We start from the raw sequence: 22413 nt of genomic DNA on the forward strand, positions 1-22413 counted from the left end.
ACAATCCCTAAGTTGGCGATCAACCTACAGGAGATTACCCATGGCGACCATCAATGTCACCGACGACAGTTTTAAAACCGATGTTCTTGAATCCAGCAAGCCCGTGCTGGTGGATTTCTGGGCAGAATGGTGCGGCCCCTGCAAAATGATCGCACCTGCGCTGGAAGAAATCAGCGAAGAACTGGCTGACCAGGTGACGATTGCCAAGATGGACATCATGGAAAATACCGGCATTCCCGGTGAAATCGGCGTCCAGTCTATCCCGCTGATGGTTTTGTTCAAGGATGGCAAACCCGTTGCCCAGAAGCTGGGCGCTGCGCCCAAGGGCCAGCTCAAGGGGTGGCTGGAAAGCGAACTTTAAGCCATTTGTTTTAATCGCGCGGCGAGCCCGTCCCACAAGGCAGGGCTCGCCGCGCCGATCAGGCCAGTGCGGCCGTGTTCATCCACACGATAGGGTGATCCATCGGGCCGGGCGACCTTGCCGCCCGCTTCATTCAGCCACAACGCACCTGCCGCATGATCCCATGCCAGCGTGCGTTCAAAAATCGACACATCATTGGTGCCAAGCGCCAATCGCGGATATTGTTCTGCGGCACAGCGGGGGATGTCGACCATTTCGTAATGAGGCGCGATATGTTGCATCACCGCCTCGCGCTGGGCGCTTTCCATGAAAATCGTCGAAATTGCTGCAATTGGCGGCGCATTTCCTGAAGGTCGGGCAGTGATGCGCTCGCCCCCGATATAGGCACCACTGCCTGCGTGGGCTGCGCAAAACCGCCCCGTCAGACAATCAAAAATCCAGCCTGACTGCGTGATGCCGCCGTCTGCCAGCGCAATCAGGATGCCAAAAGGCGGTTTTCCCGCGGCAAAATTATTGGTGCCGTCCAACGGGTCGATAATCCAGCACGGGCCTGACAGGCCATCCAGCACGGCGGCATCGACATGGGCAGCTTCTTCGCCCACCATGGCAATGCCGGGATTGAGCCGGGCCAGCCCTTCCATCAGCATTTCTTCTGCCTGGTGGTCGGCGATGGTCACTACATCATCTGCGGACTTGTCGGTAATTTGCCCGGCATCAAGCATCTGATAATGCGGCAGAATGACGGCTTCGGTCACTTTGCGCACCAGGGCCAGAATTTCGCGGTCCAGAACGCTCACGAACGATAATCTGCGTTGATGTCGATATAGCCATGGGTAAGATCGCAGGTCCACACGGTGGCTGCACCGTCACCAAGGTTCAGATCAACCTCTATGGTAATCTCCGTTCCTTCCAGATGCGCGGCAACTGGTGCTTCGTCATAATCTGCAAGGGGCTGGCCATTTCTAGCGGCCCATATGCCGCCAAAGCCGATTGACAGGCGGTCCCGGTCGGCAGGTTCGCCTGCCTTGCCCACGGCCATCACCACGCGGCCCCAATTGGCGTCCTGCCCCGCAATTGCCGTTTTAACGAGCGGGGAATTGGCAATGGACAGCCCGATTTTGTGAGCGCTTTGGTCAGAATCGGCGCCAGACACACGGATTTCTATAAATTTGCTGGCGCCTTCGCCATCGCGCACTACCAGATGCGCGAGTTGGCGGCATACGTCGTGCAGCGCAGCAGCAAATGCATCCGCGCCAGCATCGTCAAACGATGCAAGCTGCGTATTTCCGGCCATTCCGGTCGCAAAGGCCAGCACCGTGTCGCTGGTGGAGGTATCGCTATCCACCGTTATACAGGAAAATGTCTGCTGATTGGCGCTGGCCAGCAATTGCTGGAGAAATTCCGGGGTGATGCTGGCATCTGTGAATATGTAACCCAGCATGGTCGCCATATCCGGCGCGATCATGCCGCTGCCTTTGACAATCGCGCATAGTTCCACCCGCTGTCCGTCCACCATGGCAGACGCTGCCGCCCCCTTGGCAAAAGTGTCCGTGGTGGCAATGGTGTTGGCGGCATCTTCCCAAGTCGCAGGGACTGCGTCCAATACGGCAGCGACACCGGCGCGGGCCTTGTCCAGCGGCAGCGGCACGCCGATTACGCCGGTGGAACTGACAAACACCTGCTCGCGCGCGCAGCCAAGGCCGCTGGCCACCTGATCCATGATCTGTTCGACCGCCTGCCGCCCGCGATAGCCGGTAAAGGCATTGGAATTTCCGGCATTGACCACCAATGCGCGGGCGCGGCCCAGTTTTACATTTTTGCGGCCCAGTTCCACTTCGCTCGACGGGCAGGCGCTGCGGGTGAAGACGCCGGCGACAACGGTGCCTTCTGCCAGTTCAGCATAGGTCAGATCGGCCCGGTCCCAATCCTTGTACTGCGCGCGTGCCACGCGCAACGTCACTCCCGAAACAGGCGGCATCTGGGGAAAGGGCAGGGCGAGGGGTGATCGTGCAAGGTCCATGCGGCCACCATCTACTGTGCAAGCCGCGCAAGGTAAACGCGTTTGCGAGTGGACGAAACGCGGCAGAAGCACTATCTACCGCTGCGATGTTAAGTCGACTTCTTGCCTGCCTTGCGCTCATTACCGGTCTAGCGGCCGCAGGTGCGCCTGCAAATGCCGCCGTAATGGCCGCATTGAGCGAACAGGTAAGCACTGCTGCGACACCATCGCAAGCGGGCAAATCCATTCAGAGCGAATGCACGGCCCGCCCTGCAACCAGCCCTGTAAAGGGTGATCCGGCCAAGGCGTGCAAATCCCGCCGGCCAGCAGTCATCTATATTCCGACAGTTCTTTTCGGGGCAGACCGCGCCTACGAATAGGCGGCTCGTTTTCCTGCTTGAAAGCTGCTTTGGCCGGCCGGTTGCGTCTGACGCATGGGCGGCTTTTACCCTCTACATTCCAGTCCCGACAGGACCATAATTCCATGATCAATGCACTCGTGAAATCCGTCTTTGGCTCGTCCAATGATCGTTACGTCAAATCCATCGGCAAAATCGTCAATCAGATTAACGCGCTGGAACCGCAGATCAAGGCTCTGACAGACGCCGAATTGCAGGCGCAAACCCAGAAGTTCCGCGATCAACTGGCCAATGGCAAGACGCTGGATGACATCACGCCGGAAGCTTTTGCCACCGTTCGCGAAGCTTCCATCCGTGTGTTGGGCATGCGCCATTTCGACGTTCAGATGATCGGCGGCGTGGTGCTGCACCGCGGTGAAATCGCGGAAATGCGCACTGGCGAGGGCAAGACCCTGGTCGCCACGCTGGCAACCTATCTCAACGCCATTGAAGGCAAGGGCGTCCATGTGGTCACGGTGAATGACTATCTGGCCCGCCGCGATGCGGAATGGATGGGACAGCTATACACATGGATGGGCCTGACCGTGGGGGTTATCATCCCCAATATCGGCGAATTCGAACGGCGCGATGCCTATGCCGCCGACATCACCTATGGCACGAATAATGAATTCGGCTTCGACTATCTGCGCGACAATATGAAGCATGAACGCAGCCAGATGGTGCAGCGCCCCTTTAACTTTGCCATCGTCGATGAAGTCGATTCCATCTTGATCGACGAAGCGCGAACGCCGCTGATCATTTCCGGCCCGACCGAAGACAAGACCGATCTCTATCTGCAGATCGACACGATCGTCAAACAGATCGATGACAGCTATTACGACGCAGACGAGAAGACGAAGAACATCTCCTGGACCGAAGACGGAACGGAACAGGTAGAGCAGATGCTAATTGCAGCAGGGCTGCTTGAATCCGATAATCTCTATGATGTCGAAAATACGCAGGTCGTCCATCATCTGGACCAGGCGCTGAAAGCGAACATCATGTTCAAGCGCGACATTGATTACATCATCAAGGATGACAAAATCGTCATCATTGATGAGTTCACAGGCCGTATGATGGATGGCCGCCGCTGGTCCAACGGCCTGCATCAGGCAGTGGAAGCCAAGGAAGGCGTCAAGATCGAGCCTGAGAACCAGACAATGGCTTCGATTACCTTCCAGAATTATTTCCGGATGTATCCCAAACTGTCTGGCATGACGGGCACAGCCGCGACAGAGGCTGCTGAATTCTGGGAAATTTACAAAATGAATGTGGTCACGATCCCGACCAATGTGGACGTGAAACGCATCGATGAAGAAGACCAGTTCTACAAGAATACCGAAGACAAGTTCAAAGCGATTGCCAAGGCGATTGCCGAAAAGGCCGAGAGCGGCCAGCCAGTGCTGGTGGGCACGGTCTCCATCGAAAAATCCGAACTGCTGTCGCATTTCCTTGATCAGGAAGGCGTGAAGCATTCCGTTCTGAACGCCCGTTTCCACGAAAGCGAAGCGCATATCGTGGCGCAGGCTGGCCGCTTGGGCGCAGTCACCATTGCCACCAACATGGCGGGCCGCGGCACAGACATCCAGCTGGGCGGTAACGTCGAATTTCGTGAGGAAGACGAATTGTCCGGTGTGGCTGAAGGTCCGGAACGCGATGCCGCGCTGGCAAAGATCAAGGCTGAAGTAGGGGCCGAACGGGACCGGGTTCTGGCTGCGGGCGGCTTGTTCGTGCTTGGCACCGAACGCCATGAAAGCCGCCGGATCGACAACCAGCTGCGGGGCCGTTCCGGCCGTCAGGGTGATCCCGGCCTGTCGCGTTTCTACCTGTGCCTGGAAGACGATTTGCTGCGTATTTTCGGGCCGGATACATTGTTCAGCCGGATGATGAATTCCAACCTGGAAGATGGCGAGGCGATTGGTTCGAAATGGCTGTCGAAGGCCATCGAAACTGCACAGAAAAAGGTCGAAGCGCGCAATTATGACATTCGCAAGCAGGTCGTCGAATATGATGACGTGATGAACGACCAGCGCAAAGTCATTTACCAACAGCGTGCCGAAATCATGGACAGCGACGCAGTGGATGATGTGGTCGTCGACATGCGCCACGACACGGTTAATGCGATTGTCGGCGAAGCGTGCCCGCCCGGTTCCTATCCGGAACAGTGGGATATCGAAGGCATGAAGGTGCGAGCGGCAGCAGTGCTGGGCATCACACCGCTATTCGATCAGTGGATGGAGGAAGACCAGCTCGAGCCCGAAATCATCGAGGAGCGCATCCGTGCCGAGGTGGATGAGATCATGGATCGCAAGATTGCAGCGGCCGATCCTGCTATCTGGCGGCGCGTTGAAAAGGGCGTCCTGCTTGAACGGCTTGATCATCACTGGAAAGAACATCTGGCGACGCTGGACGCCCTGCGGCAGGTGGTTCACTTGCGGGCTCATGCCCAGAAGCAGCCGATAAACGAATATAAGCAGGAAGCATTTGGCCTGTTTGAACAAATGCTCGATGCGCTGCGCGAGGATATCACCGGCATTCTCCTGAAAAGCGAATTGCGGATGACCCCGTCCGCACAGGAATCGCTGCCGGACCTTCCTGATTTCCTGACCGGCCATGTCGATCCGCTAACCGGCCTCGACAATTCTGACGATGGCGATGGATCGGCAGGGCAGGAAGCCATGTTCGGTTCGCTGGCGGGCTCCGCACGTGCGGCTTTCGGGCCGGGCGGGTCCAATAAGGATAATCCTTACGCCAATATGGACATCAGCCGGAACGCCCAGTGCCCATGCGGCTCAGGCAACAAATACAAGCATTGTCACGGGGCCGCCGCGTAAGTCCTGGAGCCGCACGGGGCCGCTGCCTGAACCCAGGGGGCCTGAAGACCCTGGGGCTTAGGGATCTTGCGACTTAGGAACCTTGGGGCCTGAAAACCCCAAGGGCTTCAAGCTTCAACAGGGCGTGAAAAACCAAGGGCCGGGTCAGCTTGTCGCTGACCCGGCCCTTTGATTTTCCGCCATCTGAAATGATGGCTCCCCGAGTTGGATTCGAACCAACGACCAAGTGATTAACAGTCACCTACTCTACCGCTGAGCTATCGGGGAGCAGTCCTTGCGGACAGGAGTGCGCCTATATGCAGCGCAGATTCGTTTGGCAACCCTGACTTTTTCAAGAAACACAATTTCCCGTTCAAACCACGAATTGTTCGGCCACAATCCGGTCATCCAGCGAGTGCCCGGGGTCAAACAGCAGCGTCAGTTCCGCCTCGCGGGCGATGCGCAGCGATACTTCGGCAATGTTTCGCAATTCTTTCTGGTCTGCCACGGCCGATACGGGGCGTTTTTCCGGCTCCAGCACCCGAAAACGAATCGCGCTGCGGTCTGGCAGGATGGCGCCGCGCCACCGGCGCGGGCGAAATGCGCTGATTGGCGTCAGTGCCAGCAGATTGGAATCAAGCGGCAGGATCGGCCCGTTGGCCGAAAGATTATATGCAGTGGAGCCTGCCGGCGTTGACACCAGCACCCCGTCGCACACCAGTTCCTTGATCCGCACCTTGTCTTCGACTGACACTTCAATCTTGGCGGTCTGGCGTGTTTCACGCAGCAGCGACACTTCGTTAATGGCGCAGAAATTGTGGTGCTGGCCGTCCTGCGTGGTGGCTTCCATCCTGAGCGGGGCGATTGCGATCGAACGGGATTTCTTGATCCGTGCAAGCACATTGGCGGCGCTGCGATGTTTGTTCATCAAGAATCCGACCGTGCCAAGGTTGATGCCATAGGCGGGAATGACCCGGTCAGCATCAAGCATTTGATGCAGGGTCTGCAGCATGAAACCGTCGCCGCCCAGCACCACCACTGCTTCTGCTTCATCCAGCGGAACCCAGTCATGCGCCTCGCGCAATTCTGCCTCGGCGTCCTCTGCTCTTTCAGTATCGGATGCCAGAAGGGCCAGACGGGTGAACTCGTGATTATTCGCCAAAACGGAAATTTACCCCCTGCTGCCCTGTTGAGCAGCGATTGTTGATAGCGCGAATGTTGACCGATCTGCAGCCATGCCGGTTAACCTCCTATGGACCACTGTGCCATTTGGCAACGCGCCAGACATTTCGCACCGGTGCCCGCCGTAAGCCTGTAAGAGCGCCCGATGGCAAGCAGACCGCGCATGATAGGCAATGACCAACGCGACGCATTGACCGGGCTTCCCGGGCCCGGCGCGATGCGTGAACGCCTGACTGCGTGGCAGGCGCAGGCAGCGCAGTTTCGGCAGGTTGCGCATGTGCATGTGATGCTGATCAGTCTTGGCCGGATAGATGCGGTCAACCTGGCCTATGGCGAGGATGCCGGCGATGGCGCGCTGGTGGCGGTGGCCGAACGGATCATGCATTTTGCTGAAGATGAATTTGCAGCGGGCGACTGGATTGCCGCGCGCGTGGCAGGCGGCAGTTTCATGGTTGCGGCGCGCGAAGCGTGCAGCAGGGAACGCTGGCAATGGTTGGGCGAAGCGCTGGCCGACGCCGTGGCACACCCCATTTCGGGCGCAGGCGATGCCAGCACGATGCGTTTGTGGCCGCGCATAGCATTGATGCGCGCCATGCCCGGTGAAGGGCCGCAGATGGTGTTTGACCTGCTTGGCGATGCAATCGATGACATCAGGGGGCGGCATGGGCAGCGCATGGTCTGGTCCAACGGCAGCGTGGCGCCGCGCGGCATTTCAAGCGCGCAGCTTGAGGCAGATCTGCTCGCGGCGCTCGACCGCGATGAAATTGAGATCGTGTTTCAGCCGCAATTTTCGCTGCCGGATGATTGCCTGGTCGGTGCCGAGGCATTGGCGCGTTGGCACCACCCGATGCTTGGCAGGATTGGCGCGTCGACCTTGTTTGGGATTGCCGAACGGGCCGATCACGTGGCACAATTGTCGCGGCATATTGCCGAGAAATCCTTTCATGCAGCAGCGGCCTGGCCCCAACATCTGCGCCTGTCGCTCAATGTCACGCCCGCTGATCTGGCTGCTGCCGGCTTTGCGTCCGAAATGGAAAGCATGATCGAATTAACAGGCTTCAGTGCGCAGCGCACTACGCTGGAAATTACCGAGCATGTTCTTCTGGGTGAACTGGAACGGTCTGCTGCCATGCTGAATGGTCTGCGAGGGCTCGGCATCCGCGTTGCGCTGGATGATTTTGGCGCGGGCTTCTGCAATTTTCGATATCTGAAGCTGTTGCCGCTGGATTACATCAAGCTCGACCGCGCGATGGTGGAAGGGATTACGGAAACACCCACGGACAGGGCCGTTTTCAGGGCCATGATCGCGATGGCGGGCGCGCTTGGCCTGCAGACCATAGCGGAAGGCATCGAAACCGAAGATCAGCGCAACTGGATTACTGCCGAAGGGTGCGATTTCTATCAGGGATATTTTCGCGCCGCGCCCATGTCACCAGCAGCATTCATGCAACTGGCGCAAAGCCGGTCTGATCTGGCCTAGCCGCGCCGGGCCGCCTTTCTGGCAATATTGCCGAGGCCCTTGGTCAGCTGGAACAGGCCGTTGAGGCGCGAAATCGGGTCGTTCCATGCGCGGTTGATCACCAGCTTCATATCGGGCCGCAATTTCGCAGTGCCCGCCAGGCGGTCCACATAGGCAATCAGGCCCGGCCCATCAGGGAAATCATCCTTGTGGAAAGTGACCAGCGTGCCGCGTGCGCCCACATCGATCTTGGCAATATTGGCTTCGATGGCCTGATGCTTGATTTCGATAAGGCGGATGAGATTGCTGGTGGGCTGGGGCAGGGCGCCGAAACGGTCGATCATTTCTGCGGCCATCGCTTCTATTTCAGCCTTGTCCCGTGCATCGTTAAGGCGGCGATAAAGCGCCATGCGTACGGCCAGATCGGGCACATATTCTTCCGGTATCATGATCGGCGCGTCGACCGTAATCTGCGGGCTGACGCTTTCGCGCTGCCGTTCCAGCCCCATGTCGCCGGCCTTGACTGCCAGAATCGCGTCTTCCAGCATGGATTGATACAATTCAAACCCGACTTCGCGGATATGGCCGGATTGTTCATCGCCCAGCAGGTTGCCCGCGCCGCGAATGTCCAGATCGTGGCTTGCCAGCTGGAAACCGGCACCAAGACTGTCGAGGTCGCCCAGAACCTTGAGGCGTTTTTCCGCTATTTCCGACAATGCCCGGTCCTTGGGCGTGGTCAGATAGGCGTAGGCGCGCAGTTTTGACCGGCCAACCCGCCCTCGCAGCTGGTACAATTGCGCCAGCCCGAACCGGTCGGCACGGTGGATGATGATGGTGTTGGCAGTCGGGATGTCCAGCCCGCTTTCCACAATCGTGGTGGAAAGCAGCACTTCATATTTGCGCTCGTAAAACGCGCCCATCCGCTCTTCCACTTCGGTGGGCGACATTTGCCCATGCGCGCTGATGGCTTTCACTTCAGGCACATGTTCGTGCAGCCATGCTTCCACGTCGGCCATGTCGGCAATGCGCGGTACCACGATGAAACTTTGTCCGCCGCGATGATGTTCGCGCAGCAATGCCTCGCGCATCACCATATCGTCCCATTCCATCACATAGGTCCGCACGGCCAGCCGGTCGACCGGCGGGGTCTGGATGGTGGACAGTTCGCGCAGGCCCGCCATCGCCATCTGCAAGGTGCGGGGGATCGGCGTGGCCGTCAGCGTCAGCACGTGGACATCAGCGCGCAGCTGCTTCAGCTTTTCCTTGTGGGTAACGCCAAAGCGCTGTTCTTCATCCACGATGACCAGTCCCAGATCCTTGAACTGGGTGGATTTTGACAGGATGGCATGGGTGCCGATCACCACATCCATCGTGCCGGCTTCCAGTTCCTTGCGGGTGTCCGCCATTTCCTTGGCAGGCACCAGGCGGGACAGGCGGCCCACTTTCAACGGGAAACCGGCAAAACGTTCGGCAAAATTGGTGTAATGCTGGCGCGCCAGCAGGGTGGTGGGGGCCACCACGGCCACTTGCTGCCCGTTCATGGCCGCCACAAATGCAGCGCGCAGGGCGACTTCGGTTTTGCCAAAGCCGACATCGCCGCACACCAGTCGGTCCATCGGGCGGCCACTTTCCAGATCGCCCAGAACATCGGAAATGGCCCGGTCCTGATCGTCGGTTTCTTCCCATGGGAACCGATCGACAAACTGGTTGAAGCTGGATTCGTCCGCGCTCAACACCGGTGCCTTGCGCAGGGCACGGGCAGCAGCCGTGCGCATCAATTCGCCAGCGATTTCGCGGATGCGTTCCTTCAGGCGCGCACTGCGCCGCTGCCATGCTTCGCCGCCCAATTTGTCCAACTGGACAAAATCTTCCGAAGAACCGTAGCGGGACAGCACTTCCAGATTTTCAACCGGAATATACAGTTTGTCGCCGCCAGCATATTCCAGCATCACGCAGTCATGCAGGCTCTTGCCCGCAGAAATAGGTTCAAGGCCGAGATAGCGGCCAATGCCGTGATCGGTGTGGACTACCAGATCGCCTTTGTTGAGGGCGGACAATTCGGCCAGAAACGCATCGGCATCCTTGCGCTTCTTCTTTCGGCGCACCAGCCGGTCACCCAGAATATCCTGCTCTGTCAGCAGTTCCATCTGGTCATTGGCAAAACCGCTTTCCAGGGGCAGCACCATGGCAACCGGCTTACCCTTGGCTGCCAGCCCCAAGGCTTCCTGCCATGTTTCGGCAGTGACGGTGGGCGTGCCGGCTTCTGACAGGATGGACGATATCCGCGCCAGACTGCCGGCGGAATAGGTCGCCAGCAGCGGTCGCTTGCCCGCCTTGCCCAGCGCCTGCAGATGGGTAGCAGCGGCGGCGTAAATATTGTCGCCCCGCGCCCGTTCGGGGGTGAAATCACGCGCCGATTCGAACCCGAAATCCAGCGCTTTGTCGCTTTCCGGCTCGGCAAATATGGTGGTGCGGTGCACGGGCCAGCCTGCCAGCACGGCTTCGAATTCGCCCCGCGTCAGATACAGCGCTTCTTCGCTGATGGGCCGATAGCTGCCCGCTTTCTGGCCCGCAGCGGCCTGACGGGACTGGTGGTAATCGGCAATGTCTTTCAGCCGCTCGTCGCCTGCCGGAATGGCGCCGGCATCAATCACGATCTGATCGTCAGCGCCAAGATGGTCAAACAGGGTGGCGAGTTTGTCTTCAAACAGCGGCAGCCAATGTTCCATGCCTGCCTGCCTGCGGCCTTCGCTGACAGCCTGATACAAGGGATCACCCGTGGCAGCAGCGCCAAACATTTCGCGGTAACGCCCGCGAAACCGCTTGATCGTATCATCATCCAGCAAGGCTTCGCTGGCAGGTAGCAGCAAATGGGACGGGGCAATGCCTGTGCTCATCTGCGTGGCTGGATCAAACAGGCGCAGGCTTTCCAGCTCGTCGCCAAAGAAGTCCAGCCGCAGACCGGATTCCAGGCCCGATGGGAAAATATCGAAAATGGACCCGCGCACGGCATATTCGCCCGCGTCAATCACGGTATCGGTGCGCGAATAGCCTTGGCGTTGCAGCAATGCTGACAGGCTTGCATGGCCGATTTCTATACCGGGTTTGAACAGGCGCACGGATTCGCGGATCCGAAACGGGGTCAGCACCCGTTGCAGCACGGCGTTGACTGTGGTGACGAGCAACTGGCTGCTGGCTTTGCCCGATTGCAGACTGTGCAACGCCGAAAGACGCTTTGCGCTGACCGTCAGTGCAGGGCTGGCCCTGTCATAGGGCAGGCAGTCCCACGCGGGAAATTCGATGACTTCCAGTTCCGGCGCGAAGAAATGCGCGGTTTCGGACACAGCGCGCATGGCCGCATCGTCAGCCGCGATAAATATGGCGCGCCCCTTTGACGCACGCGCCAGATCAGCGAGCACCAGTGGCTGCGCACCGCGGGCAACAGAAGAAAGGGTGAGCGGCGCCCTGGCCGCCAGGATACGGGAAAGATCAGGCATCAACAGCTTCTAATGACAAGCGCGGCGGGGGTTCCCGTCAGCGGGGGATATCCACATAATCAAGTCGCATCATCAGGTCCATTTGCGGGCCTGCGACGTGGGGCGGCAGTTCTTGCGTTTTCAGCGCCCACGCCATGATGTCCACGTCTTCTTCATCCAGCAGCATTTCAAACCAGGCCAGCTCATCCTCGCCCCATGATAGGTGGTATCGGTCGAAAAAGCCGCCGATCATGTAATCAGCTTCGCGCGTTCCGCGGTGCCAGCCGCGAAACTTGGCGCGTGCAAGACGAGTTTCAGTGGTGGTTTTATCGGGCATCCGGCGCGGGTAGGGCACCAGCCAATTTCGTGCAAGCGGCTATGGAATTGGCGTGGTATCCGGCTATAGAATGGCCATGCGTCCCGAAGTCCTCAATCCGCTGTTCGTCGAAACAGAAGTGCTGGACGGCGTTGGCCCGAAAATGAAAAAGCCGCTCGAAAAGCTGGGCCTGTCGCGGGTGCGCGATGTCATTTTCCATTTGCCCGAACGCTTCGTCACGCGGCGGGCGGTGACCACGCTGGACGAAGCGGGCGAGGGCGAACAGATCGTGGTGGCGCTGACTCCGACCGAACATCGCGCGGCATCAGGACGCGGCCCCTACCGTGTGCTGGCCGCAGATGATGCGGGGAACATCTGCACGCTCACCTATTTTGGCCGTGCGTCCTACACCGCCAAAAAGCTGCTGCCGCCGGGTGAAAAACGATGGGTGGCAGGGCGGTTGGACCGGTATGGCGATATGCTGCAGATCGTTCATCCCGATCATGTCGTAGCGCAAAGCGGTGACACGCTGGCCCGGCTGAGCGAGCCTGTCTATGCACTGTCAGAAGGGCTGACCCAGCCCAGGATCGCGGGGCTGGTGGCACAGTCACTTGCCCGCCTTCCAAGCCTGCCGGAATGGATTGAGCCGACCCAGCTGGCCAAGGAAGGTTGGCCAGAATGGGCCGATGCGCTGAAACTGTCGCACAAGAATGAAAATGAAGCAGCGCGAAACCGCCTTGCCTATGACGAGTTGCTGGCCAACAGCCTTGCCCTGTTGCTGGTGCGGGCGGACAACCGCGCGCGCAAGGGACAGCCGCTGAAAGGTGATGGCGGCCTGCGGGCCAAGCTGCAATTGCCGTTTCCGCTGACCGGCGCCCAGAAGCGGTCGATCTCCGAAATCGAAGGTGATTTGCAGCAGGAAGCGCCCATGCTGCGCCTGCTGCAAGGTGATGTGGGCGCGGGCAAGACCGTGGTGGCGCTGGAAGCCATGCTGATCGCGGTGGAAGCAGGCGCGCAGGCGGCATTGCTGGCACCAACCGAAATCCTCGCCCGCCAGCATTTCGAAACCCTTCGGGCGATGGCAACGCCGACTGGCGTGCAGGTTGCGCTGCTGACCGGACGTGACAAGGGCAAGGCCCGTCAATCCATCCTGATGGGAATTCTGGATGGCAGCATCGACATGGTAGTGGGCACTCACGCCATTTTCCAGGACGCGGTCAATTACCGCAATCTGGGGCTGGTGGTGATCGACGAACAGCACCGGTTTGGTGTGGCGCAGCGCCTGATGCTGTCCAGCAAGGGCAAGCGCACACCCCACACATTGGCCATGACTGCCACGCCGATCCCGCGCACGCTGACGCTGGCGCAATATGGCGAAATGGACGTGTCGCGCCTCGATGAAATGCCGCCCGGCAGGCAGGCCATCGATACCAGGGTGGTGGCGCAGGACAGGCTGGGCGATGTGGTGGAAGCGGTGGCGCGCCATGTCGCCAGCGGGCAGCAGGCCTATTGGGTGTGCCCGATGGTCCGCGACAATGAAAATGACGACATTGCCGCAGCAGAAGCGCGCTATGCCGGCTTGCACGAACGGTTTGGCGAAGATGTGGTGCTGGTGCACGGACAGTTGAAACCGGACATGAAAGACGCCGCAATGGAACGTTTCGCCAGCGGGGCGGCAAAATTGCTGGTGGCCACAACCGTCATCGAAGTGGGTGTGGATGTGCCTGCTTCGACCCTGATGGTGATTGAACAGGCCGAACGGTTTGGCCTTGCGCAATTACACCAGCTGCGCGGCAGGGTGGGGCGCGGTTCCGAAAAATCCACCTGCCTGCTGCTGCGCGGGCCGACCCTTTCGGAAACTGCGCGCCAGCGGCTTGCCCTGATGCGCGAGACGCAGGACGGCTTTTTGCTGGCCGAAGAAGATCTGCGCCTGCGCGGCGGCGGCGAATTGCTGGGCACGCGGCAATCAGGCGACACGCCTTTTCGCCTTGCCACGCTGGACCAGATTACCCGCCTGCTGCCCATGGCGCATGATGATGCGCGGCTCCTGATGGAACGTGACGGCGGGCTGACCGGGCCGCGCGGGGAAGCAGCGCGCATCCTGCTGTATCTGTTTGAACGGGATTGGGGCGTGCAAATGCTGCGCGGGGGCTAGGGCTCCTCCGCCATCAAACGTCTCACCAGCGCCCGCGCGGCGGCGTCCACTTCAGCCCAGGTCACGGCAAATCCGGCAGCGTCGCCGTAATAGGGGTCGGCCACGTCCGCGCCTCGCCGGCTGTCAATCTCATCCAGTAAAAGCGCCACGGTGGCGGTTGCTGCATCAGGGGCAAGTCGGCGGATATCGCGCAGATTGGCGCTATCGAGAGCGAAGATATGGGTGAAGCGGTGGTAATCTTCCGGCGCGATCTGGCGGCCACGATAGCCGGCAATGTCCGCGCCGTTTTGCGCGGCAACAGCAATACTGCGCGTGTCAGGCGCGCTGCCGATATGATAGGCAGCAGTCCCTGCGGAATCCGCTTCTGCCATCAGGCCAGCTTCGGCTGCCGCCTTGCGAAATGCAGCTTCAGCCAGCGGCGAACGGCAGGTGTTGCCAAGGCAGACAAACAGAATTGCAGGCGATGACGTCATGACGCAGCCCTTGCCTTTGCGTGTTTTTCATCGGGTTTGGGACCAAGTGCGCTGGTCAAAATTGCGCGCACATCCACTTTGGCCTTCAGGCGTGCCGCCAGCAAGGCAGTGCCGCTGACTTTGCGCTGCACAAACAGTGTCTCTGCCGGCGGCAGATGCCAGCTTGACCGGTCAGCGGCAATTGTCATTCCGTCATCCCGCAATACCGAAACAAAAGCGCGATCCCCGAAATCAAACGGCCCCTCGCGCTGGAATTCTTCAAGAATGATGCCGGTCATGGCATCAACCCGCGCACGGTGCCGCGTGACCGTGGCTTCGTTCACAAACCCTGCCTCGAGCGAGGCTGCAACAACTTCCTGCGCATCCTTATCCAGCCCGGCGGTCAGCAGTCGGCGATAGGCTTTTGCAACTTGCGGCGTGACGGCGCGTGTTGCCCCGAAGTCGAGCAGAACGATCTGGCCAGTAGCAGGGTTGTAGCGGTAATTGGCGAAATTGGGATCGGTCTGCATCACACCAAATTCGAACAATTCGCGTGCCACCAGCGTGATGACCCGCCGGGCAATATCGTCCCGCGTTTCCTGCGGGGCTGTTGCCAGGCTTTCAATCGGAACGCCGGGTTCAAAACTCATGGCCAGCACCCGGTCACGCGTCAGCGCATCATCCAGCGTGGGCACCACAAAACCCCGGTCATTCGCCAGTTTTGCGGCATAGAGCTTCATCTGCTCGCCCTCGCGGCCATAATCGGCTTCTTCGTGCAACTGGGCCTTGGCTTCCTGCAACAGCGGATAAATATCCAGTTGTGGCGGGATCATGTTGGACATGCGCAGCAGCGTAACGACATTATCCACATCGGAATCGATGCTTTCCCGGATGCCGGGATATTGCACCTTGATCGCCAAGCTGCGCCCGTCATGTGTGACTGCCCGGTGGACCTGACCGATGGACGCTGCCGCAATGGGATGCATGTCGAATTGGGTAAACTGGCCGCGCCATTGGGGCCCCCATTCACCCGTCAGCACTTGTTCCAGTTGCTGTGCGGGCATGAAATTTGCGCGGTCGCGTAAGGTACCAAGAATTGCCGACAGTTCGGGCGGCAGAAAATCGCCTGCATCCATGGAGATCATCTGGCCCAGCTTCATTGCCGCACCGCGCAAATGGGAAAGACGGTCCGCCAGCCGCATCGCATTGCCCGGCGTCAGAATGAGGTTCTCCAGCTTGGGCAATTCGCCGCGCAATGCGCGCCGCGCGCCTTCCGCCACCATGCCCCCGGCGATGCCAGTGGCCAACCGGCCAAAGCCGCCAAGGCGTGACAAACGTGATGCAGGAACCGCGCGGCGGCGACCCGGTCTGGCATTGTTCGGGTCTTTGTCATCAGGCATGGACCAGATATGGAGCAGCAATTGGCAGGGGCAAGCGCAATGGATGGAAAAATCGGGCGTACCGCGCAAATTCTAGGGTTCGCCGGCCTCATCCCGCAGCTTCTCGCTGTTTTTCTGGTCGCGCAAGGCGGCGAATGGCGCTGGATCGCGCTGGCTGGCAGTTACGCATATGCCGCGCTCATCTTCAGTTTTCTGGGCGGGGTGTGGTGGGGGCAGGCCATATCGCAGGATGGGTCAGGTAATGGCGTCTCGCCCATGGTTCTGGGAATTGCGGTCTTGCCAAGCCTGATCGGTTTTGCGCTTTTTCTGCCCTGGACACTGGGATGGGACTGGCCCGGTCCGTCACTGTTCTGGCTCGGCGTGCTGATCATGCTGTCGCCGCTCATTGATCGCAAACTGGGCATGGGCGACGCGGGCTGGCTCAGGCTGCGATGGTATCTTTCGCTCGGCCTCGGCGCGCTTACCGTAATTATGGGCATGTGGTCCATCGGCTGATCTGCCGCAAGAAACTGGGGCAAAAGCCAAATTTGGTCGGGGAGAGAGGATTCGAACCTCCGGCCCCTACGTCCCGAACGTAGTGCGCTACCAGACTGCGCCACTCCCCGACCGGATGATACCACTCTGCGCGATGGCAGGGTGGGTGAGGCAGAGCCGGCGATATAATCGCGCACAGTCAGGGTGGCAAGCGGCCAGATGCGCGGCTAGAGATGGGATATGGCCACCACCACCACGCCCGACGATTCCTTTTCCCGAACAAGCCCCGAGGGCGGGACAAGTGCTGGGCGCCACCCTGAATGGCAATATCTGGACCTTATGCGCCGCATCTGGGCTGAAGGCAGTGAAACGCGCGACCGGACGGGGGTGGGCACACGTTCAGTTTTCGGCGCCATGCTCAGGTTCGATCTGGCAGATGGCCGCATGCCGCTGCTGACGACCAAGCGGGTGTACTGGAAAACCGCGACGCGCGAAATGCTGTGGTTCCTGACCGGCGATACCAATATCCGCGCCCTGTGCGCGCAGGGTGTGCAGATCTGGACGGACTGGCCGCTGGACCGGTTCAGGCGAGCAACGGGCAATGACATCAACCGGGAGGATTTTTCAGAAAGGATCGTGGCAGACAGGGAATTTGCCGAACAATGGGGCGACCTTGGCCCGGTCTATGGCAAGCAATGGGTCGACTGGCCGACCTATGAAGCAGACGGAGACGGGAAATTTCGCCAGGGGAGCGGCATCAATCAGGTTGCGGAACTGCTTACGTCTCTCCGCGAGAACCCGGCCAGCAGGCGGCACATTATCGAAGGCTGGAATGTGGCCGAACTGGACCAGATGGCGCTTCCGCCATGCCATAAGACCTATCAATTCCATGTCGCGGATGGCCGCCTGAATTGCGCACTTTATCAACGCAGCTGCGATGTGGCGCTGGGCCTGCCGTTCAACCTCTGGTCTGCTGCCCTTCTTCAGCGCATGATTGCGCAGCAGGTCGATCTGGAGCCGGGCGAACTGGTGTGGATGGGCGGGGATACGCATCTTTACCTGAACCACGAACAGCTGGTCACAACGCAGTTGAGCCGCGAGCCGGCAGGCGCGCCGGTGCTGAATATCCTGCGCCGCCCGCCATCGATTTTTGAATATACTATCAACGATTTCGAGGTTGTCGGATATGATCCGCAAGGCCCGCTGAAAGCGCCGGTTGCGGTGTAGTGTGCGGTGTCGGTGTGACCACTTGACCAAAGCGCCTGCGTGAAATAAAATATCGCCGCGTTAAAAGATTACGTCTCACGCTTGGGAGAGCATTTTATGGCCGACAGGCCCGAGGGAACAGCGCAGGAAGGCCGCAACAAGCCGGTCCTGTCGCTTCACGTCCCGGAACCCACCTATCGCCCCGGCGATGCGGTCGATTTTTCACATATTGCCGTTACGCAAGCCGGCGCGCAGCCCCGGCCTGATGAAGCGTGCCACGCATCGGAAACTGCACCGCTGACGCTGGATCTGGTTCGCGTGCTGGGCGATGATGACCTGGCGCACGGCCCATGGGATCCCAAGCTGGACGCTGATACCTTGCGCCAGATGCTGCACCATTTTGCCATGGTCCGCGCATTTGACGCGCGCATGTATCGCGGCCAGCGGCAGGGCAAGACCAGCTTCTACATGAAATGCACCGGTGAGGAAGCGACGTCGATCTCAGCCGCGATGGCGCTTGCTTCTGATGACATGGTGTTCCCCAGTTACCGGCAGCAGGGAATCCTGATTGCGCGCGGATATTCACTGGTGGAGATGATCAACCAGATCTATTCCAACCGGGGTGACAAGCTGAAAGGCAGGCAACTGCCCATCATGTATTCCAGCCGCGAACATTCCTTCTTTTCAATCAGCGGTAATCTGGCCACGCAAACGCCGCAGGCTGTAGGCTGGGCCATGGCCAGCGCGATCAAGGGTGACAGCCGGATTGCGGCCACCTGGGTCGGTGAAGGGTCCACGGCAGAGGGTGATTTCCATTCCGCCTGCACTTTTGCGGCAGTCTATAATGCTCCGGTCATTCTGAATGTGGTCAACAACCAGTGGGCAATTTCCAGCTTTTCAGGGTTCGCTGGCGCAGAGCGCACCACCTTTGCCGCCCGCGCTGTCGGCTATGGCATTGCCGGCATCCGCGTGGATGGTAATGACCCACTGGCGGTCTATGCCGCAGAACGCTGGGCGGCCAACCGCGCACGGGCCAATGGCGGGCCGACCCTGATCGAACATTTCACCTATCGCGCCGAAGGGCATTCCACATCTGATGATCCGAGCCAGTATCGTTCGGCGCAGGAGACAGAGGAATGGCCGCTGGGCGATCCGGTCAACCGTTTGAAAAAGCACCTCATCGCTTTGGGTGAGTGGGACGAAGACCGCCATGCGGCGATGGACCTGGCGTGCGCGGAAGAAGTGAAAGCCGCCACCAAGGACGCCGAAAAGAACGGCATTCTTGGCCATGGCCTGCACCATCCCTTTGCCACCATGTTCGAAGATGTGTTCGAGGAACTGCCCTGGCATCTGGTTGAACAAAGCAAGCAGGCGATCCACGAAAGAGAAGTCAAATTTCCGGAAGGTCGCCCGCAATGAGCGTTCAGGAAGCATCCTCCAGAGATCCGGTCGTGACAGAAGATACGCGCCGGTTGAACATGATCGAAGCGATTAATGAAGCGCTCGACATCATGCTGGCGCGCGACCCTGGTGTCGTCATCATGGGTGAAGACGTTGGCTATTTTGGCGGGGTATTCCGCGCCACTGCCGGTCTGCAGGAAAAACACGGCAAGACCCGCGTTTTTGATACGCCCATTTCCGAATGCGGCATTATCGGCGTTGCAGTGGGGATGGGTGCCTACGGGCTTCGGCCGGTGCCCGAAATCCAGTTTGCGGATTATATCTACCCCGGCCTCGACCAGCTGATTTCCGAAGCGGCGCGCCTGCGTTACCGTTCGGCGGGCGAATATATCGCGCCCATGACAGTGCGTTCGCCATTTGGCGGCGGCATCTTTGGCGGCCAGACCCACAGCCAGAGCCCGGAAGCGATTTTTGCCCATGTTGCGGGGCTGAAGACGGTCATTCCCTCCACCCCGCATGATGCCAAGGGACTGCTGATTGCGGCAATCGAGGATAATGATCCGGTCATCTTCTTCGAGCCCAAGCGGATTTATAATGGCCCCTTCAGCGGCTATTACGACAAGCCGGTAGAGCCGTGGAAGAAGCATCGCGACAGCCAGGTTCCGGAAGGCTATTATAAAATTCCGCTGGGCAAGGCTCGCATTGTGCAGGAAGGCGAGGCGATGACCGTGCTGACTTATGGCACCATGGTCCATGTCGCCGAAGCGGTCTGCGCGGCCAAGGGCGTGGATGCCGAAATCCTCGACCTTCGCACTCTGGTTCCGCTCGATATTCAAGCGATTGAAAAATCGGTCAGGAAAACAGGCCGCTGCCTGATCGTGCATGAAGCAACCCGCACGGCCGGTTTCGGCGCGGAACTTTCGGCACTGGTGACAGAACGCTGCTTCTATCATCTGGAAGCGCCGGTTGACCGTGTGACCGGCTTTGACACTCCTTATCCGCACAGCCTCGAATGGGCTTATTTTCCCGGTCCCGTCCGCATCGGCGAGGCCATCGACAAATTGCTCAAGGACTGATCGGCATGGCTCTTTTCACTTTCAACCTTCCCGATATTGGCGAAGGCATTGCCGAGGCGGAAATCGTCAGCTGGCACGTGAAAATCGGCGACAGGATCGAAGAAGACGATCAGATCGCCGATATGATGACCGACAAGGCGACCGTGGAAATGGAAAGCCCGGTCACCGGCAAGGTCGTGGCCGTGGCAGGGGAAGTGGGCGATGTGATCGCCATTGGTTCCATGCTGGTCGTCATCGAAGTTGAAGATGAAGCTGCTGGCGATACAGGCACTGATACAGGCGAGAGCGCGGCACCTGCATTGGCGCCGGCGCCAAAAGACCCCGCCGTTGAACAGCGGATCGAAGTGGAAACGCCTGACGCATCGGATGCAGATGATGCCGCGCAAGCTGCGCCCAAGGAAGCTGCACCTGCACCGGTGGCTGTTTCTGAACCAGTTGCCGCCGCACACGAGCATTCTGTACAAGCCAAGGTTCTGGCCAGCCCGGCAGTGCGCCAGCGCGCCCGTGATCTTGGTATTGATCTGGTTGAAATCCGTCCCGCAGATGATGGCCGGATTCGCCACGCCGATCTAGACGCCTTCCTGTCGTACAACGGCGCGAAGGGGTTTGGTTCATCAAGCGCGGCCCGCGCAGATGAAACCATCAAGGTTATCGGCCTGCGCCGCCGCATTGCGGAAAACATGGCCGCGGCAAAGCGTCACATTCCGCATTTCACCTATGTCGAAGAATGCGATGTGACCGAACTGGAACGCATGCGCGCGCAACTGAACGAAGGCCGCGGTGACAAGCCAAAGCTGACGATGATGCCGCTGCTGATTGCGGCATTCTGCAAGGTGCTGCCGAATTTCCCGATGATCAATGCGCGTTATGATGACGAGGCGAATGTCATCACCCGGCACGGCGCTGTGCATCTGGGCATGGCGACGCAGACCGACACCGGCCTGATGGTCCCTGTCATTCGCGATGCGCAGGCGAAGAACCTGTGGCAGCTTGCCAATGAGATCAGGCGGCTTGCACAGGCCGCGCGTGATGGTTCTGCCAAGTCCAGCGATCTGTCTGGCTCCACGCTGACGCTGACATCGCTCGGGCCGTTAGGCGGGGTTGCCACCACTCCGGTTATCAACCGGCCGGAAGTGGCGATTATCGGGCCAAACCGGATTGTCGAACGCCCCATGTTCGTGGCTGACGGAATGGGCGGTGAGCGGATCGAAAAGCGCAAGCTGATGAACATTTCGATCAGCTGCGATCATCGCGTCGTGGACGGGTATGACGCTGCCAGTTTCATCCAGGAAGTAAAGAAGCTGCTCGAAACGCCGGTATTGATCCTGTCCGATTGACGGGCAGGGCACCTAGCTCGAAATTGCTGGTAAAACTTGGCACTGGCGCGTTTGCGCGGGTTTAGCGCACGCCTGGCGCACGCCTAGCGTATTCCTATCGAACAATGGCGCTGTAGGTCAGCCGGTTGGCGGCGTTGCCGCGCTGGTTGGCCCCCACGCGCCAGCGCAAATGGGTCACTTCTTCTGGCGACGCCAGGCGCACGGCATTCCCGTCCCTGATCCGCATCTGGCCAAGTTTGCCCCATTTTTTCCCGCCATCAACGGAAATTTCCACTTCATCCTTGCTGCTGCGCTGAAAGGCGAGCGCACGCGGCACTGCGCTGGCGACGGTCAACCCATCGGGCGCGGGCGTTGCTTGCCATTCGACCATCAACACCACACGGTCACCTGACCTGAGGCCCTGCGCGGGCTCGATGGCGCGCATCATTCGTCCGTCGGTCAGATTGGCCACGCGTTCGACGTAAACCGCGCGCGATGTGCCCAATGTCGATTGAGCCTGCACCGCAGATGCGATGATCGCCGCACCAGCGCCAAGCAAAATGCCGATTCTCATTCCAGCTATCCCCCAGATCACGCCTTGAAGGCGCGCACCGATCCCTCGCAGGAAGGCACAAAAATATGGTTAACGGCCCAGCAAATCCGGCTCTTTTCACTTTGATGCAAAAAGAGGTGATTTTTGCTGCTGTTCGGCGTTGACAGCCTCGCGCAGCTACCCTAGTGGCCTGCTTCCCAAGCGGCTCAGGTCGTTTGCGCGGGTGTAGCTCAGTTGGTTAGAGCGCCGGCCTGTCACGCCGGAGGTCGCGGGTTCAAGTCCCGTCACTCGCGCCACTTGGGCGCCTCCAGACACTTCACTTAAGCTACTCTCCGCGCTTTGTCGGGCGCGCAGCTTTATCATGCGTGATGACGCG

Annotated in this window: 18 protein-coding genes and 3 tRNA genes; 11 read left to right on the forward strand and 10 right to left on the reverse strand. The window is 59.5% G+C overall.

Translation table 11 applies throughout. The features are described 5' to 3' along the window. The first annotated feature begins 40 nt into the window (after nt 1-40). Nucleotides 41-361: a thioredoxin gene (gene trxA, locus GRI44_RS03970; RefSeq protein ID WP_160600129.1), complete on the forward strand. Its 321-nt coding sequence runs from the start codon at nt 41-43 to the stop codon at nt 359-361. On the opposite strand, the gene GRI44_RS03975 is transcribed toward trxA, so the two are convergent. Both GRI44_RS03975 and argJ read right to left on the reverse strand, forming a co-directional pair. Then, nucleotides 358-1158: an inositol monophosphatase family protein gene (locus tag GRI44_RS03975; RefSeq protein WP_332872351.1), complete on the reverse strand. Its 801-nt coding sequence runs from the start codon at nt 1156-1158 to the stop codon at nt 358-360. The two genes, trxA and GRI44_RS03975, sit on opposite strands and share 4 nt — an antisense overlap. Next, nucleotides 1155-2381, reverse strand: a complete 1227-nt coding sequence (gene argJ, locus GRI44_RS03980) for a bifunctional glutamate N-acetyltransferase/amino-acid acetyltransferase ArgJ (protein WP_160600130.1) — start codon at nt 2379-2381, stop codon at nt 1155-1157. Before argJ ends, GRI44_RS03975 begins: the two co-directional genes overlap by 4 nt. A 164-nt stretch (nt 2382-2545) precedes the next feature. On the opposite strand from argJ, the gene GRI44_RS03985 reads away from it, so the two are divergent. Then, the gene (locus tag GRI44_RS03985) at nt 2546-2740 is read left to right on the forward strand and encodes a hypothetical protein (protein WP_160600131.1); all 195 of its coding nucleotides are present in this window, start codon (nt 2546-2548) and stop codon (nt 2738-2740) included. Between the two features lie 104 nt (nt 2741-2844). Continuing rightward, entirely contained in the window at nt 2845-5592 is a 2748-nt protein-coding gene (gene secA, locus GRI44_RS03990; RefSeq protein ID WP_160600132.1) for a preprotein translocase subunit SecA, read from the forward strand. A gap of 192 nt (nt 5593-5784) precedes the next feature. Here secA and GRI44_RS03995 read toward each other — a convergent pair. Beyond that, nucleotides 5785-5859 (reverse strand) — tRNA-Asn (locus GRI44_RS03995). 85 nt (nt 5860-5944) lie between these two features. Beyond that, nucleotides 5945-6733, reverse strand: a complete 789-nt coding sequence (locus GRI44_RS04000; protein ID WP_160600133.1) for an NAD kinase — start codon at nt 6731-6733, stop codon at nt 5945-5947. Nucleotides 6734-6916: 183 nt separating this feature from the next. Here GRI44_RS04000 and GRI44_RS04005 point away from each other — a divergent pair, with 183 nt between their 5' ends. Then, the gene (locus tag GRI44_RS04005) at nt 6917-8233 is read left to right on the forward strand and encodes a bifunctional diguanylate cyclase/phosphodiesterase (RefSeq protein WP_232842964.1); all 1317 of its coding nucleotides are present in this window, start codon (nt 6917-6919) and stop codon (nt 8231-8233) included. Here the strand turns inward: GRI44_RS04005 and mfd are convergent. Together mfd and GRI44_RS04015 are read right to left on the reverse strand one after the other, a co-directional pair. Continuing rightward, a complete protein-coding gene (mfd, locus tag GRI44_RS04010; protein WP_160600135.1) occupies nt 8230-11709 on the reverse strand; it encodes a transcription-repair coupling factor in 3480 nt (1159 codons plus the stop codon). The two genes, GRI44_RS04005 and mfd, sit on opposite strands and share 4 nt — an antisense overlap. A gap of 37 nt (nt 11710-11746) precedes the next feature. Next, the gene (locus GRI44_RS04015) at nt 11747-12025 is read right to left on the reverse strand and encodes an FAD assembly factor SdhE (protein ID WP_160600136.1); all 279 of its coding nucleotides are present in this window, start codon (nt 12023-12025) and stop codon (nt 11747-11749) included. 76 nt (nt 12026-12101) lie between these two features. Here GRI44_RS04015 and recG point away from each other — a divergent pair, with 76 nt between their 5' ends. Beyond that, nucleotides 12102-14159, forward strand: a complete 2058-nt coding sequence (recG, locus tag GRI44_RS04020; protein WP_160601264.1) for an ATP-dependent DNA helicase RecG — start codon at nt 12102-12104, stop codon at nt 14157-14159. Here recG and GRI44_RS04025 read toward each other — a convergent pair. Together GRI44_RS04025 and GRI44_RS04030 are read right to left on the reverse strand one after the other, a co-directional pair. After that, nucleotides 14156-14632 (reverse strand): low molecular weight protein-tyrosine-phosphatase, encoded by a 477-nt coding sequence (locus GRI44_RS04025; protein WP_160600137.1) that lies wholly within the window; start codon nt 14630-14632, stop codon nt 14156-14158. The genes recG and GRI44_RS04025 overlap by 4 nt on opposite strands. Beyond that, complete coding sequence (locus tag GRI44_RS04030) at nt 14629-16011, reverse strand: ABC1 kinase family protein (protein WP_160600138.1); 1383 nt, start codon at nt 16009-16011, stop codon at nt 14629-14631. The genes GRI44_RS04025 and GRI44_RS04030 overlap by 4 nt, the downstream gene beginning before the upstream one ends. Nucleotides 16012-16050: 39 nt before the next feature. Between GRI44_RS04030 and GRI44_RS04035 the strand changes: the two genes are divergently transcribed. Further along, a complete protein-coding gene (locus GRI44_RS04035) occupies nt 16051-16506 on the forward strand; it encodes a DUF3429 domain-containing protein (protein WP_160600139.1) in 456 nt (151 codons plus the stop codon). 33 nt (nt 16507-16539) lie between these two features. Here the strand turns inward: GRI44_RS04035 and GRI44_RS04040 are convergent. Next, nucleotides 16540-16616, reverse strand: a tRNA-Pro gene (locus GRI44_RS04040). 109 nt (nt 16617-16725) lie between these two features. On the opposite strand from GRI44_RS04040, the gene GRI44_RS04045 reads away from it, so the two are divergent. The 4 genes from GRI44_RS04045 to GRI44_RS04060 all read left to right on the forward strand — a co-directional run bounded on the left by GRI44_RS04045 (nt 16726) and on the right by GRI44_RS04060 (nt 21505). Continuing rightward, nucleotides 16726-17712, forward strand: a complete 987-nt coding sequence (locus tag GRI44_RS04045) for a thymidylate synthase (RefSeq protein WP_160600140.1) — start codon at nt 16726-16728, stop codon at nt 17710-17712. A 96-nt stretch (nt 17713-17808) separates the two neighbouring features. Further along, nucleotides 17809-19110: a 3-methyl-2-oxobutanoate dehydrogenase (2-methylpropanoyl-transferring) subunit alpha gene (locus GRI44_RS04050; RefSeq protein WP_160600141.1), complete on the forward strand. Its 1302-nt coding sequence runs from the start codon at nt 17809-17811 to the stop codon at nt 19108-19110. Then, nucleotides 19107-20168, forward strand: coding sequence for an alpha-ketoacid dehydrogenase subunit beta (locus GRI44_RS04055; protein WP_160600142.1), 1062 nt, complete (start codon nt 19107-19109; stop codon nt 20166-20168). Before GRI44_RS04050 ends, GRI44_RS04055 begins: the two co-directional genes overlap by 4 nt. 5 nt (nt 20169-20173) lie before the next feature. Further along, a complete protein-coding gene (locus tag GRI44_RS04060) occupies nt 20174-21505 on the forward strand; it encodes a dihydrolipoamide acetyltransferase family protein (RefSeq protein WP_160600143.1) in 1332 nt (443 codons plus the stop codon). Between the two features lie 94 nt (nt 21506-21599). On the opposite strand, the gene GRI44_RS04065 is transcribed toward GRI44_RS04060, so the two are convergent. Beyond that, entirely contained in the window at nt 21600-22058 is a 459-nt protein-coding gene (locus tag GRI44_RS04065; protein ID WP_160600144.1) for a hypothetical protein, read from the reverse strand. Nucleotides 22059-22256: 198 nt separating this feature from the next. On the opposite strand from GRI44_RS04065, the gene GRI44_RS04070 reads away from it, so the two are divergent. Beyond that, a tRNA-Asp gene (locus GRI44_RS04070) sits at nt 22257-22333 on the forward strand. Nucleotides 22334-22413 lie beyond the last annotated feature (80 nt).

Source organism: Allopontixanthobacter confluentis (genome assembly GCF_009827615.1).
GTDB lineage: Bacteria > Pseudomonadota > Alphaproteobacteria > Sphingomonadales > Sphingomonadaceae > Allopontixanthobacter > Allopontixanthobacter confluentis.

Bases quoted from the DNA above. Each gene is read 5' to 3' on its own strand.
- trxA (WP_160600129.1), top strand. From the start codon at position 41: ATGGCGACCATCAATGTCACCGACGACAGTTTTAAAACCGATGTTCTT.
- argJ (WP_160600130.1), bottom strand. From the start codon at position 2,381: ATGGACCTTGCACGATCACCCCTCGCCCTGCCCTTTCCCCAGATGCCG.
- GRI44_RS03985 (WP_160600131.1), top strand. From the start codon at position 2,546: ATGGCCGCATTGAGCGAACAGGTAAGCACTGCTGCGACACCATCGCAA.
- secA (WP_160600132.1), top strand. From the start codon at position 2,845: ATGATCAATGCACTCGTGAAATCCGTCTTTGGCTCGTCCAATGATCGT.
- GRI44_RS04005 (WP_232842964.1), top strand. From the start codon at position 6,917: ATGATAGGCAATGACCAACGCGACGCATTGACCGGGCTTCCCGGGCCC.
- mfd (WP_160600135.1), bottom strand. From the start codon at position 11,709: ATGCCTGATCTTTCCCGTATCCTGGCGGCCAGGGCGCCGCTCACCCTT.
- GRI44_RS04015 (WP_160600136.1), bottom strand. From the start codon at position 12,025: ATGCCCGATAAAACCACCACTGAAACTCGTCTTGCACGCGCCAAGTTT.
- recG (WP_160601264.1), top strand. From the start codon at position 12,102: ATGCGTCCCGAAGTCCTCAATCCGCTGTTCGTCGAAACAGAAGTGCTG.
- GRI44_RS04025 (WP_160600137.1), bottom strand. From the start codon at position 14,632: ATGACGTCATCGCCTGCAATTCTGTTTGTCTGCCTTGGCAACACCTGC.
- GRI44_RS04030 (WP_160600138.1), bottom strand. From the start codon at position 16,011: ATGCCTGATGACAAAGACCCGAACAATGCCAGACCGGGTCGCCGCCGC.
- GRI44_RS04035 (WP_160600139.1), top strand. From the start codon at position 16,051: ATGGATGGAAAAATCGGGCGTACCGCGCAAATTCTAGGGTTCGCCGGC.
- GRI44_RS04045 (WP_160600140.1), top strand. From the start codon at position 16,726: ATGGCCACCACCACCACGCCCGACGATTCCTTTTCCCGAACAAGCCCC.
- GRI44_RS04050 (WP_160600141.1), top strand. From the start codon at position 17,809: ATGGCCGACAGGCCCGAGGGAACAGCGCAGGAAGGCCGCAACAAGCCG.
- GRI44_RS04055 (WP_160600142.1), top strand. From the start codon at position 19,107: ATGAGCGTTCAGGAAGCATCCTCCAGAGATCCGGTCGTGACAGAAGAT.
- GRI44_RS04060 (WP_160600143.1), top strand. From the start codon at position 20,174: ATGGCTCTTTTCACTTTCAACCTTCCCGATATTGGCGAAGGCATTGCC.
- GRI44_RS04065 (WP_160600144.1), bottom strand. From the start codon at position 22,058: ATGAGAATCGGCATTTTGCTTGGCGCTGGTGCGGCGATCATCGCATCT.